Raw genomic sequence first — 12,142 nt, forward strand, 5'->3', positions numbered from 1 at the left:
CCGGCAGCAAGGAGACACCATGGCACAGCAGGACAACGCCCACGTGGCGGACTACTTCGGGCCGACCTACGTCCGCAAGATTTCGCCGTACATCGCAGGAAAGCCAATTTCGGAAGTCGCGCGCGAATTCGGGCTCGACGAGGCGCGCATCGTCAAGCTGGCCTCGAACGAGAATCCGCTCGGGATGCCGGCATCGGCGCAGAAGGCCATCGCGGCCGCCGCTGGCGACCTGGGACGCTACCCGGACAGCAACGGCTTCGCGCTGAAGGCTGCGCTCTCGGAAAAGTACGATGTCCCGGCCGAGTGGCTGACCCTGGGCAATGGCAGCAACGACATCCTGGAACTGGCCGCGCACGGGCTGGTGCGGGCCGGTGAGTCGATCGTCTATGCCGAGTATTCGTTCGCCGTCTACGCGCTGGCGACCCAGGAAGTGGGCGCGCGGGCCATCGAGGTCAAGTCGCGCGACTACGGCCATGACCTGGACGCGATGGCCGCGGCGATTGCGCCGGACACCAAGCTCGTCTTCATCGCCAATCCGAACAATCCGACCGGGACCTTCGTCACGGCCGACCAGATCGCGGCGTTTCTGGCGAAAGTGCCACCCCACGTGGTGGTCGTGCTCGACGAGGCGTACAACGAGTACCTCGACCCGGACCAGCAGTACGAGTCGTTGGCGTGGGTGCGGCAGTATCCGAACCTGATGGTGTCGCGCACGTTCTCGAAGGCGTACGGGCTGGCCGGCCTGCGCGTGGGCTATGGCGTGGCGCAGCCGCCGCTGACCGACCTGCTGAACCGCGTGCGCCAGCCGTTCAACGTGAACAGCCTGGCGCAGGCCGCGGCCGTGGCGGCGCTGGGCGACGCCGGCTTCCTGCGCGAGAGTGCCGAGCTGAACCGCGCCGGCAAGGCGCAGCTGGTGGCGGCGTTCGAACGCATGGGGCTGGAATACGTGAAGTCGTCCGGCAACTTCGTCATGGTGCGCGTGGGCACCGACGACGGCGCCGGGGCGCGGGTCAACCTTGCCATGCTGAAACAGGGCGTGATCGTGCGGCCCGTGGCCAACTATGGCCTGCCGCAGTGGCTGCGCATAACCATTGGACTGCCTGACGAGAACGCGGCGTGCATCGCCGCGCTCGAACAGGCGCTGAAGTGAATACGAGGCGACCGGAAGCCGTGACCGCTCTGCATTTTTCCCGTGTTGTGATTGTTGGCGTCGGCCTGATTGGCGGATCGCTGGCGTTGTCGCTCAAGCGTGCCGGCGTGGTCGGCACCGTGGTGGGCGTGGGCCGCTCCGGCGCGTCGCTGGACAAGGCGCTGGCGCTGGGCGTGATCGACGAAGCGGCCACGTCGCTGGCCGAGGCCGCGCGCGGCGCCAGCCTGATCGTGCTGTGCGCGCCCGTGGCCCAGAACTTCGCGCTGCTGCACGCGCTGGAGCCGCACCTGCAGCCGGGCACCATCGTGACCGATGCCGGCAGCACCAAGTCCGACGTGATCATGGCCGCCAAGACCGCGCTGGGCGACAAGGTGGCCCAGTTCGTGCCGGCCCATCCCATCGCCGGGCGCGAGCAGCATGGCGTGGAGGCGGCGCTGAACGACCTCTACCGCGAAAAGAAGGTGGTGATGTGCCCGCTGCAGGAAAACAGCCGCGCCGACGTGGCCGCGGTGCGGGCCATGTGGGAAGCGGCCGGCGCCGATGTGCACGTGATGTCCGCCGTGCAGCACGACGCCGTGTTCGCATCGGTCAGCCACCTGCCGCACGTGCTGTCGTTCGCGCTGGTGGCGCAGGTCGCCAATGCCGAGGACGCCGCGCTGAAGCTGGGCTTTGCCGGCGGCGGGTTCCGCGATTTCACGCGCATTGCCGCGTCGTCGCCCGAGATGTGGCGCGATATCTGCCTGGCCAACAGGGAGGCGCTGCTGCGCGAGATCGGCACGTACGAGGCGATGCTGGCCCACCTGAAGGCGCAGATCAAGTCCGGCGACGGTGCCGCGCTGGAGCGGGTGTTCCAGCGCGCCAGCGAGACGCGCCAGAAGTGGGGCGTGGCCAGTGCCGGCGCCCATAACATCGAACCGTGAAGCGCGTCGCCACAGGGCGGCGGCTCAAGCAGCCAAGACCATGGAACATCTGACCCTCGGCCCCCTGACCCGCGCATCGGGCACGGTCCGCCTGCCCGGCTCCAAGAGCATCTCCAACCGCGTGCTGCTGCTGGCCGCGCTGGCACAGGGCGAAACGCGCGTGCGCGACCTGCTGGATTCGGACGACACGCGCGTGATGCTCGACGCGCTCAAGGTGCTGGGCGTGGCCTGGCGCCGCGAGGGCGGCGACTGCATCGTGACCGGCGTGGGTGGGAATTTTCCGAACAAGGCGGCCGACCTGTTCATGGGCAACGCGGGCACCGCGATCCGTCCGCTGACCGCCGCGCTGGCGCTGCAGGGCGGCACCTACGCGGTGAGCGGCGTGCCGCGCATGCACGAGCGGCCCATCGGCGATCTCGTCGACGGCCTGTTGCAGGTGGGCGCGGCGATCGACTACCTTGGCACGCCCGGTTATCCGCCGCTGCGCATTCGCCCGGCCGACATCCAGATCGACGCGCCGATCCGCGTGCGCGGCGATGTGTCCAGCCAGTTCCTGACCGCGCTGCTGATGACGCTGCCGATGGCGGCGGCGCCGTCCGGGCGCATCGAGATCGAGGTGGTGGGCGAGCTGATTTCCAAGCCGTACATCGACATCACGCTGAACCTGCTGGCGCGCTTCGGCATCGAGGTGGAGCGCCACGGCTGGGAGCGCTTTGTGCTGCCGGCCCGGGCGCAATACCGGTCGCCGGGCGAGATCTACGTCGAGGGCGACGCGTCCACCGCGTCGTACTTCCTGGCCGCCGGTGCCATCGGCGGCGGGCCGGTGCGGGTGGAGGGCGTGGGGCTGTCGAGCATCCAGGGCGACGTGCGGTTTGCCGACGCGCTGAACCGGATGGGCGCCAACGTGATGGCCGGCGACAACTGGATCGAGGTGCGCGGCACCGAGCGTGACGACGGCCGCCTCAACGGCATCGAGCTCGATTGCAACCACATTCCCGATGCGGCGATGACGCTGGCCGTGGCGGCGCTGTTCGCCGAAGGCCCGACCACGCTGACCAACATCGCAAGCTGGCGCGTAAAGGAAACCGACCGCATCGCGGCCATGGCCGCCGAACTGCGCAAGCTCGGGGCCGGGGTGGAAGAGGGCGCCGACTACCTGAAGGTGACGCCGCCGTCATCTGTTGACGCATGGCGGACGCCGGCCGACGGCATCGGCACCTATGATGATCACCGGATGGCCATGTGCTTCTCGCTGGCCGCGTTCGGCCCGCTGCCCGTGCGGATCAACGATCCGGGCTGCGTGGCCAAGACGTTCCCGGAGTACTTCTCGGTATTTGCCGGGGTAGCGCGGTAAGCGCTCGCTCCGGTTCAATGGCGGGTGTCAGGCGGCGGCCAGCCGGTGGCGGGCCAGCGCGGCGGATGCATGGCGCGGCGTGCCGCCGTCCGCGCGGCGCGCCCGGCGTTCCCAGTATCGGTCGAAGAAATAGTGCGCCACCGTGTTGACGGCCGGCTCGATGAACGTGATGGCACCGCTGATGGCCAGGCTGCCGGTCAGCGCGTAGGTCACGCTGAACGCGATGCCCAGGTGCATGATGCCGAAGGTCAGGGTCTTGGCCATGATCGTTTGCCTCGCATGAAAGTCGGAATGGTTGCGCAGCGTCTTGTGGGGACCGGGAGCGTTGCTGCCACGCAACCATGGATCGAATGATAACGATTCTCAATTAAGAACGAAAATCAATAGTTTCTAGCATATCAATTAAGAATGACTATTATCGACGTCATCGCGATAGATGGGCCAACCGCGTCGGGCAAGGGCACCGTCGCCCACAAGGTGGCGGACGCGCTGGGTTTCCATCTGCTCGACAGCGGCGCGCTCTATCGCCTGGTGGCCCTGGCCAGTGACCGCGCCGGCGTGGACGTCGCCGACGTCGACACCCTGGCCCGCATCGCCCTGCGGCTGGACGTGAAGTTCGGCCCGGACCGCGTCTGGCTGGAAGGCGAGGAGGTCAGTCAGCTGATCCGCCAGGAGGCCATCGGCAACCGGGCCTCGGCGCTGGCCGTGCATCAGCCGGTGCGTGATGCGCTGACCGCACTTCAGCGCGGCTTTCGCAAGCTGCCTGGGCTGGTGGCCGACGGGCGCGACATGGGCACCGTGATCTTCCCGGAGGCCCGCCTGAAGGTATTCCTGACCGCGAGTGTCGAGGCGCGCGCGCGGAGGCGCTATAAACAATTGATTGATAAGGGAATTTCTGCTAATATCGAAGACCTTTTGCGTGACCTCGAGGCGCGCGACGCGCGGGATCGTTCCCGTGCCGCCGCGCCACTGCGTCCCGCGGAAGACGCGCAACGCCTGGACACCTCCGAAATGACGGTGGACGAGGCGGTGGCGCAGGTGCTGGAGTGGTTCGCCGCGGTGCGGTGATTCAAACCACGAGGCACCGCCTGGGCCCGTGCCGGAACCCAACCCGTCCGGTTCGGGTGATCAACCTGACCCCGCTGCGTGAGGCAGACTGTGCGCGACCGTCGCGCCGGCCAACGTACTGCGGATTGCAAACCTACGTTTATGTCCGACCTGCAAACCAACGAATCCTTTGCCGCACTGTTCGAGGAATCGATCGCCCGCTCCAACATGAAGGCTGGCGAAGTGATTTCCGCTGAAGTCGTGCGCATCGACCACAATTTCGTGGTCGTCAACGCCGGCCTCAAGTCCGAAGCCTTTGTGCCGGTGGAGGAGTTCCTGAACGACCAGGGCGAACTCGAAGTGCAGGCCGGCGACTACGTCTCCGTGGCCATCGACGCGCTCGAGAACGGCTATGGCGACACCATCCTGTCCCGTGACAAGGCCAAGCGCCTGGCATCGTGGCTGAACCTCGAGAAGGCGCTGGAAGACGGCGAGATCATCTCGGGTACCGTGACCGGCAAGGTCAAGGGCGGCCTGACCGTCATGGTCAATGGCATCCGCGCCTTCCTGCCCGGTTCGCTCGTCGACGTGCGTCCGATCAAGGACACCACGCCGTACGAAGGCAAGACCCTCGAATTCAAGGTCATCAAGCTCGACCGCAAGCGCAACAACGTCGTGCTGTCGCGCCGCGCCGTGGTGGAAGCCACGCTGGGCGAAGAGCGCCAGAAGCTGATGGAAACGCTGAAGGAAGGCGCGATCGTCAACGGTATCGTCAAGAACATCACCGACTACGGCGCGTTCGTGGACCTGGGTGGTATCGACGGCCTGCTGCACATCACCGACCTGGCATGGCGCCGTGTCCGCCACCCGAGCGAAGTGCTGTCGGTTGGCCAGGAAATCACCGCCAAGATCCTGAAGTTCGACCAGGAAAAGAACCGCGTCTCGCTGGGCGTGAAGCAACTGGGCGAAGATCCGTGGGTGGGCATCTCGCGCCGCTACCCGCAAGGCACCCGCCTGTTCGGCAAGGTCACGAACCTGACCGACTACGGCGCGTTCGTCGAGATCGAAGCCGGTATCGAAGGCCTGGTCCACGTGTCGGAAATGGACTGGACCAACAAGAACGTGGCCCCGTCGAAGGTTGTCCAGCTGGGCGACGAAGTCGAGGTCATGGTCCTGGATATCGACGAAGACAAGCGTCGTATCAGCCTGGGCATGAAGCAGTGCAAGGCCAACCCGTGGGACGATTTCAGCCGCAACCACAAGAAGGGCGACAAGCTGTCGGGCCAGATCAAGTCGATCACCGATTTCGGCGTGTTCATCGGCCTGCCGGGCGGCATCGACGGCCTGGTGCACCTGTCGGACCTGTCGTGGCAAGAGTCGGGCGAAGAAGCCGTGCGCAAGTACAAGAAGGGCGACGAAGTGGAAGCTGTCGTCCTGGGCATCGACGTCGACAAGGAACGCATCTCGCTGGGCATCAAGCAACTGTCGGGCGATCCGTTCAACAACTTCATCTCGGCCAACGACAAGGGCTCGCTCGTCAACGGTACGATCAAGGCCGTTGACGCCAAGGGCGCCGTGGTGCAGCTGGCTGACGACGTGGAAGGCTACCTGCGTGCCTCGGAAATCTCCGCGGACCGCGTGGAAGACGCCCGCAACGTGCTGAAGGAAGGCGAGCAGATCACCGCCCTGGTGGTGAACGTCGATCGCAAGTCGCGCAACATCAACCTGTCGATCAAGGCCAAGGACTCCGCAGAGCAGCAGGAAGCGATGCAGAAGTTCCAGGCTGACACCGGCGCGGCTGGCACGACCAACCTCGGTGCACTGCTGAAGGCCAAGCTGGGCCAGGACAACCAGTAATATAGAGCGCCGCGCACTCAAGCGAGACCGCCCATGACCAAGTCCGAGCTCGTCGAAAAACTGGCTGCCCGCTTTCCGCAGTTGCTGCTGCGGGATGCGGACATCTCGGTGAAAACGATCCTCGACGCGATGTCCGAAGCCCTGGCCGATGGCCATCGCATCGAGATCCGCGGGTTCGGCAGCTTTGGTCTGAACCGGCGGCCCCCTCGCGTGGGGCGCAACCCCAAGTCCGGCGAACGGGTGCTGGTCCCTGAAAAACGGGTGCCGCACTTCAAGGCGGGCAAGGAATTGCGCGAGCGGGTGGACCGTCCGGCATCGCCGCCGTCCGGCATCGTGGCCGTCAATGGCCAGGTGTCGCACGGCAAGGCGGGGCAGTCGCTGGCGCCCTCGCAGTCGGCTTCGGCCGGGCTGCACGAGGATGGCCAGCTCAATCTGGTTCGCTCATAACGCGGCTCTTGCATCACTGGCAAGTCTTCAGGAAAGCGCTCCCCCGGGAGCGCTTTTTCTTTGGGCGTTTCCGCGCGCGGGTGCCCGGGTGCGCGGGAGTCGGCGCAGCGATGCGACCAATCGTTACCGTTTCCGAGAAGTGATTCCGCTACAATGCCGGGAATCTTGGCCGGGCAACGCCCGACGCGCCCCCGCGTGACCGGGTAAGCACTCACGTTCCGATGACCTTCCTCGCATGAAACTCGTCACCTGGATCTTCCGTATCGTCCTGTTCGTGCTGCTGTTCGTGCTGGCGCTGCGCAACACTGGCGACGCCGATCTGCAACTGTTCTTCGGCGCCGTCTGGCATGCCCCGCTGATCCTGATCCTGCTGGCGGCCTTCGGGCTCGGCATCGTGGCCGCGCTGGCCTCGGTGGCGCCGGGGCTGATGCGGCAGCGCATGGAGGCAGCCCGCCTGCGCCGTGCGCTGGGCGAGGTGCGGGCCGCGGCAGCCCCCGTGGATGCCGTGCCGCCCGAGGCCAAGCCGGGCGTACCTTATAACGTAGTCGGTCCGAAAGTCTGACCCATGATGTTTGAAACCTGGTGGCTGCTGGCGCTGCCACTTGTCTTTGGCCTTGGCTGGATGGCTGCCCGGTTCGACCTGCGGCAGCTAATGAGCGAGCAGGGCGCCTTGCCCCGCTCCTATTTCAAGGGCCTCAATTTCCTGCTGAACGAACAACCCGACAAGGCGATCGACGCCTTCGTGGAAGTGGCGCGGCTGGACCCCGAAACCACCGAGCTGCACTTTGCGCTGGGCGCGCTGTTCCGCCGCCGCGGCGAAACCGAGCGCGCGATCCGCGTCCATCAGAACCTGGCCAACCGCCCGGACCTGCCCGAGCCCGAACGCGAGCACGCACTTTACGAGCTGGGTCAGGACTTCCTGCGCGCCGGCCTGCTGGACCGTGCCGAGGAATCGCTGCGCCGGCTGATGTCGGGGCCGTATGCCGCGTCGGCCAAGCGTGTGCTGCTGGAACTCTACGAGGTCGAGAAAGAGTGGGCCAAGGCGATTGACGCCGCCCGCGAACTCCAGACCCTGGACCAGAAGGACTACCGCGTGCAGATCGCCCAGTTCTGCTGCGAACTGGCGCAGGACGCGCTGCAGAAGAAGCGTCCCGAAGATGCCATCGAATGGCTCGGCCGCGCCCGCCAGGAGAATCCGGCCAACGTCCGGGCGCCGATCCTGCTTGGCGACGTGGCCGCCGCCGCCGGCGACCTGCCCGGCGCGCTGCAGCACTGGCTGGGCATCGAGACGCAGGACGCGGCCTACCTGCCGCTGGTGGCCGACCGCATCGTCAAGGCCTACGCCACGCTGGGCGAGCAGGGCAAGGCCGTGCAATGGCTGCGCGAACTGCTCAAGAGCAGCCTGGCGCCCGAACTGCTCGACACCGCCTATCGGACCGAACTGGAAGTGAACGGCCCGGTGGCCGCCGCCGCGCTGATGCGCGAGCAGCTGCGCCGCCAGCCCACGCTGCTGGCGCTGACCCGGTACTTCGAGGCCCAGGCCGCCGAAACCGAGGCGCTGCAGACGGCCACGGCCGGCGAGGCTGCCCCGGGCGATGCCGGCACGCTCGACGACCAGGCGAAGGAAACCGCCGCCATTCGCGATCTTCTGCAACTTCGCACGCGTAACCTGGCCCGCTATACCTGCCGCGAATGCGGCTTCCGGGCCCGGCTGTTCTACTGGCAATGCCCTGGCTGCAACCGCTGGGAAACGTATGCGCCGCGCCGCTCCGAAGCGCTTGGCTAAGTCATCTCAAGCGAATTCGAATTCCGTGGAGCTTCCGCAATGAAAGTTACGATTATCGGCAGCGGCTATGTTGGCCTGGTGACCGGCGCCTGCCTGGCGGAACTGGGCAACGCCGTGTTCTGCCTCGATGTCGATGAAAAGAAGATTGCGCTGCTGAACAGCGGCGGCGTGCCAATCTACGAGCCCGGGCTCAAGGAACTGATCGACCGCAACCGCGCGGCGGGCCGGCTGACGTTCTCGACCGACGTGGCCGCCAGCGTCGAGCACGCCGACGTGCAGTTCATCGCCGTGGGCACGCCGCCGGACGAGGACGGCTCGGCCGACCTGCAGTACGTGCTGGCCGCCGCCCGCAACATCGGCCGGCACATGACCGGCTTCAAGGTGGTGGTGGACAAGTCGACCGTGCCCGTGGGCACCGGCGACCGCGTGGCGGCGGTGATCCGCGAGGAACTGGCCGCGCGCGGGCTGGAGGACCTGCAGTACTCGGTGGTCTCGAACCCCGAGTTCCTGAAGGAAGGCGCCGCCGTCGAGGACTTCATGCGCCCGGACCGCATCGTGCTGGGCTGCGCCGCCGACGTGGCCGGCCGTCACGCGCAGGCCATCATGCGCCAGTTGTACTCGCCGTTCAACCGCAACCACGAGCGCACGTTCTATATGGATGTCCGCTCGGCCGAGTTCACGAAGTACGCGGCCAATTCGATGCTGGCCACCCGCATCTCGTTCATGAACGAGCTGGCCAACCTGGCTGACGAGGTGGGCGCCGATATCGAACTGGTGCGGCTGGGCATCGGCTCGGACCCGCGCATCGGCTACAGTTTCCTGTACGCCGGCGCGGGCTACGGCGGATCGTGCTTTCCCAAGGACGTGCAGGCGCTGATGCGTACCGCCAGCGCCTACGGCAAGCCGATGCGCGTGCTGGAGGCCGTGGAATCGGTCAATGACGACCAGAAGCAGGTGCTGGGCCGCAAGGTGGTCAAGCGATTTGGCGAGAATCTGACAGGCAAGACGTTCGGCGTCTGGGGCCTGGCGTTCAAGCCCAATACCGACGACATGCGCGAGGCGCCGTCGCGCGTGCTGGCGCGCGAGCTGGTGTCGCGCGGGGCGTCGCTGCGCGTGCACGACCCCGTGGCAATGGAAGAGGCCCGCCGCGTGATAGGGATGGACCTGGCCGGCATTCCCGGCGCGATGGACCGCGTGACGTTCTGCCCCGCCCAGATGGACGTGCTGGCCGGCGCCGACGCGCTGGTCATCGTTACCGAGTGGAAGGTCTTCCGCAGCCCCGATTTCTCGCAGATCCGCGCTATGCTCAAGACGCCCGTCATCATCGACGGCCGCAATCTTTATGAACCCGATGCCATGGCACAGGCCGGCATCGAATACCACGCGATCGGGCGTTCCAACGCGACGCACTGATTTTCCCAACCATCCGTGTATCCAGACCGGCCGCCGCGCCCCAGGCGGGCACGGCATCGCCGCAAGGAGAGTTCATGAGCAAGACCATCATTCCGCAGGACCAGATCCGGCAATCGCAAGTGCTGGTGGTGGGCGACATGATGCTGGACCGCTACTGGTTCGGCGACGTCAATCGTATTTCGCCGGAAGCGCCCGTGCCGGTGGTGCAGATCAAGCGCAGCGACGAGCGGCTGGGCGGCGCGGCCAACGTGGCGCGCAACGCGGCCGCGCTGGGCGCCAAGGTCGGCATGCTGGGCGTGGTGGGCGACGACGAGCCCGGCCGCACGCTGGAATCGCTACTGGCCGCCAGCCAGGTGGAGCCATACCTGCACCGCGATCCGACGCTGAACACCACGATCAAGCTGCGCGTGGTGGCGCACCAGCAACAACTGCTGCGCGTGGATTTCGAGAACGCGCCGGCCAGCGAAGTGCTGGCTTCGGTACAGGACCGCTACCAGACGCTGATCGGCGACTACCAGGTGCTGGTGCTGTCCGACTACGGCAAGGGCGGCCTGACCCACGTGGCGCGCATGGTCGAGGCCGGCCGAGCCGCCGGCCGCATGGTGCTGATCGATCCGAAGGGCGACGACTACTCGCGCTACCGCGGCGCCACGCTGATCACGCCGAACCGTGCCGAGATGCGCGCCGTGGTGGGCGCCTGGAAGACCGAGGCCGACCTGACCATCCGCGCCCAGAACCTGCGCCGCGACCTGCATCTTGAGGCGCTGCTGCTCACACGGTCCGAAGAGGGCATGACGCTCTACACCGAGGCCGAGGTCTTGCACGTGTCCGCCCAGGCGCGCGAAGTCTATGATGTATCAGGGGCTGGCGACACAGTAATTGCCACCCTGGCCACCATGCTCGGTGCCGGCGTGCCGCTCAAGGAAGCCGTCCAGCATGCCAACCGTGCCGGCAGCATCGTCGTCGGCAAGCTGGGCACCGCCGTTGTGACCTATCCCGAACTGTTTGGCGCCTCCTGAGGCGCGCCCCCCGACCAGAATTCGCCATGACCATCATCGTGACCGGCGCTGCCGGCTTTATCGGCAGCAACATCGTCAAGGGCCTGAACGACCGCGGCGAGACGAACATCGTCGCCGTGGACAACCTGACGCGCGCCGAGAAATTCAGCAACCTCGTGGACTGCGAGATTGCCGACTACCTGGACAAGGGCGAGTTCGTCGAGCGGTTCAAGCGGGGCGACTTCGGCAACGTGCGCGCGGTGTTCCACGAGGGCGCCTGCTCCGACACGATGGAGACCGACGGCCGCTACATGATGGAGAACAACTACCGGTACACGCTGGCGCTGATGGAAGCCTGCCTGGAGCAGGGCACGCAGTTCCTGTACGCGTCGTCGGCCGCCACGTATGGCGCTTCTACGATGTTCCGGGAGGATCGCGAGTACGAAAAGCCGCTGAACGTCTACGGCTACTCGAAGTTCCTGTTCGACCAGGTGGTGCGGCGCCGGATGGCGTCGTCGCATCCGCACTCGCAGATCGTCGGCTTCCGCTACTTCAACGTGTACGGCCCGCGCGAGTACCACAAGGGCCGCATGGCGTCGGTGGCGTTCCACCACTTCAACCAGTTCCGCGCCGAGGGCACGGTCAAGCTGTTCGGCGAGTACAACGGCTACGCGCCGGGCACGCAGAGCCGCGACTTCGTTTCCGTGGAGGACGTGGTCAAGGTCAACCTGTACTTCCTCGATCATCCGGAAAAGTCCGGCATCTTCAACCTTGGCACCGGCCGCTCGCAGCCGTTCAACGACATCGCCGTCTCGGTGGTCAACGCGCTGCGCGAGGCCGAGGACAAGCCGCCGCTGTCGCTGGAGGAAATGGTGCAGGAGGGGCTGGTCGAGTACATCAAGTTTCCCGACGCGCTGCGCGGCAAGTACCAGTGCTTCACGCAGTCCGACGTGTCGCGCCTGCGCGCGGCGGGCTACGAGGCGCCATTCCTGACCGTGCAGGAAGGCGTGGGCCGCTACTGCAAGTGGCTGATGGAACGGAGCTGATCGGCTGTCGCGCCAGCGCGACGTCGCACCGCTTTGAATCTCGTAGAAATCCGGCATTGCAACAGTAATATCGCAGTCGGACACACAACCGCGCCGATGATGTGAACTTGTGTGTCCAGCCGCT

At 66.3% G+C, this 12,142-nt stretch carries 12 protein-coding genes; 11 read left to right on the forward strand and 1 reads right to left on the reverse strand.

Annotated elements, in window-relative coordinates:
* The first annotated feature begins 19 nt into the window (after nucleotides 1-19).
* From hisC to aroA, 3 genes are read left to right on the forward strand one after another with little or no spacing between them, the layout of a single operon-like run.
* Nucleotides 20-1,150, forward strand: coding sequence for a histidinol-phosphate transaminase (hisC, locus tag QTN24_RS05105; RefSeq protein WP_313835592.1), 1,131 nt, complete (start codon nucleotides 20-22; stop codon nucleotides 1,148-1,150).
* A 20-nt stretch (nucleotides 1,151-1,170) separates the two neighbouring features.
* Nucleotides 1,171-2,070 carry a prephenate dehydrogenase gene (locus QTN24_RS05110; RefSeq protein ID WP_124682193.1) on the forward strand — a complete coding sequence of 300 codons (900 nt, stop codon included), beginning with the start codon at nucleotides 1,171-1,173 and terminating at the stop codon, nucleotides 2,068-2,070.
* A gap of 40 nt (nucleotides 2,071-2,110) precedes the next feature.
* Nucleotides 2,111-3,424 (forward strand): 3-phosphoshikimate 1-carboxyvinyltransferase, encoded by a 1,314-nt coding sequence (aroA, locus tag QTN24_RS05115; RefSeq protein WP_313835593.1) that lies wholly within the window; start codon nucleotides 2,111-2,113, stop codon nucleotides 3,422-3,424.
* A 27-nt stretch (nucleotides 3,425-3,451) separates the two neighbouring features.
* Here the strand turns inward: aroA and QTN24_RS05120 are convergent, their stop codons facing one another.
* A complete protein-coding gene (locus QTN24_RS05120; RefSeq protein ID WP_253699936.1) occupies nucleotides 3,452-3,688 on the reverse strand; it encodes a DUF2061 domain-containing protein in 237 nt (78 codons plus the stop codon).
* 144 nt (nucleotides 3,689-3,832) lie between these two features.
* Here QTN24_RS05120 and cmk point away from each other — a divergent pair, with 144 nt between their 5' ends.
* The 8 genes from cmk (at nucleotide 3,833) to rfaD (ending at nucleotide 12,018) form a co-directional block, all read left to right on the forward strand.
* Nucleotides 3,833-4,492 carry a (d)CMP kinase gene (gene cmk, locus QTN24_RS05125; protein ID WP_313835595.1) on the forward strand — a complete coding sequence of 220 codons (660 nt, stop codon included), beginning with the start codon at nucleotides 3,833-3,835 and terminating at the stop codon, nucleotides 4,490-4,492.
* Nucleotides 4,493-4,582: 90 nt separating this feature from the next.
* Nucleotides 4,583-6,328, forward strand: coding sequence for a 30S ribosomal protein S1 (rpsA, locus tag QTN24_RS05130; RefSeq protein ID WP_313835873.1), 1,746 nt, complete (start codon nucleotides 4,583-4,585; stop codon nucleotides 6,326-6,328).
* A gap of 33 nt (nucleotides 6,329-6,361) precedes the next feature.
* On the forward strand, nucleotides 6,362-6,775 hold the full coding sequence (locus tag QTN24_RS05135; protein ID WP_124682189.1) for an integration host factor subunit beta: 414 nt from the start codon (nucleotides 6,362-6,364) through the stop codon (nucleotides 6,773-6,775).
* 235 nt (nucleotides 6,776-7,010) lie between these two features.
* The gene (locus tag QTN24_RS05140; RefSeq protein ID WP_124682188.1) at nucleotides 7,011-7,337 is read left to right on the forward strand and encodes a lipopolysaccharide assembly protein LapA domain-containing protein; all 327 of its coding nucleotides are present in this window, start codon (nucleotides 7,011-7,013) and stop codon (nucleotides 7,335-7,337) included.
* 3 nt (nucleotides 7,338-7,340) lie between these two features.
* Nucleotides 7,341-8,561, forward strand: coding sequence for a lipopolysaccharide assembly protein LapB (gene lapB, locus QTN24_RS05145; RefSeq protein ID WP_313835599.1), 1,221 nt, complete (start codon nucleotides 7,341-7,343; stop codon nucleotides 8,559-8,561).
* A gap of 39 nt (nucleotides 8,562-8,600) precedes the next feature.
* Entirely contained in the window at nucleotides 8,601-9,974 is a 1,374-nt protein-coding gene (locus QTN24_RS05150) for a UDP-glucose dehydrogenase family protein (protein WP_124682186.1), read from the forward strand.
* Between the two features lie 74 nt (nucleotides 9,975-10,048).
* Complete coding sequence (gene rfaE1, locus QTN24_RS05155) at nucleotides 10,049-10,993, forward strand: D-glycero-beta-D-manno-heptose-7-phosphate kinase (RefSeq protein WP_124682185.1); 945 nt, start codon at nucleotides 10,049-10,051, stop codon at nucleotides 10,991-10,993.
* A 26-nt stretch (nucleotides 10,994-11,019) separates the two neighbouring features.
* Nucleotides 11,020-12,018, forward strand: coding sequence for an ADP-glyceromanno-heptose 6-epimerase (gene rfaD, locus QTN24_RS05160; RefSeq protein WP_313835601.1), 999 nt, complete (start codon nucleotides 11,020-11,022; stop codon nucleotides 12,016-12,018).
* Nucleotides 12,019-12,142: the final 124 nt, after the last annotated feature.

It is taken from the genome of Cupriavidus sp. SZY C1, from assembly GCF_032190535.1.
In the GTDB taxonomy this organism is placed as follows: domain Bacteria; phylum Pseudomonadota; class Gammaproteobacteria; order Burkholderiales; family Burkholderiaceae; genus Cupriavidus; species Cupriavidus pauculus_C.

Coding starts and splice junctions, on each gene's coding strand:
- QTN24_RS05140 (WP_124682188.1), top strand. CDS start 7,011: ATGAAACTCGTCACCTGGATCTTCCGTATCGTCCTGTTCGTGCTGCTG.
- lapB (WP_313835599.1), top strand. CDS start 7,341: ATGATGTTTGAAACCTGGTGGCTGCTGGCGCTGCCACTTGTCTTTGGC.
- QTN24_RS05135 (WP_124682189.1), top strand. CDS start 6,362: ATGACCAAGTCCGAGCTCGTCGAAAAACTGGCTGCCCGCTTTCCGCAG.
- rfaE1 (WP_124682185.1), top strand. CDS start 10,049: ATGAGCAAGACCATCATTCCGCAGGACCAGATCCGGCAATCGCAAGTG.
- rfaD (WP_313835601.1), top strand. CDS start 11,020: ATGACCATCATCGTGACCGGCGCTGCCGGCTTTATCGGCAGCAACATC.
- QTN24_RS05120 (WP_253699936.1), bottom strand. CDS start 3,688: ATGGCCAAGACCCTGACCTTCGGCATCATGCACCTGGGCATCGCGTTC.
- aroA (WP_313835593.1), top strand. CDS start 2,111: ATGGAACATCTGACCCTCGGCCCCCTGACCCGCGCATCGGGCACGGTC.
- cmk (WP_313835595.1), top strand. CDS start 3,833: ATGACTATTATCGACGTCATCGCGATAGATGGGCCAACCGCGTCGGGC.
- hisC (WP_313835592.1), top strand. CDS start 20: ATGGCACAGCAGGACAACGCCCACGTGGCGGACTACTTCGGGCCGACC.
- QTN24_RS05150 (WP_124682186.1), top strand. CDS start 8,601: ATGAAAGTTACGATTATCGGCAGCGGCTATGTTGGCCTGGTGACCGGC.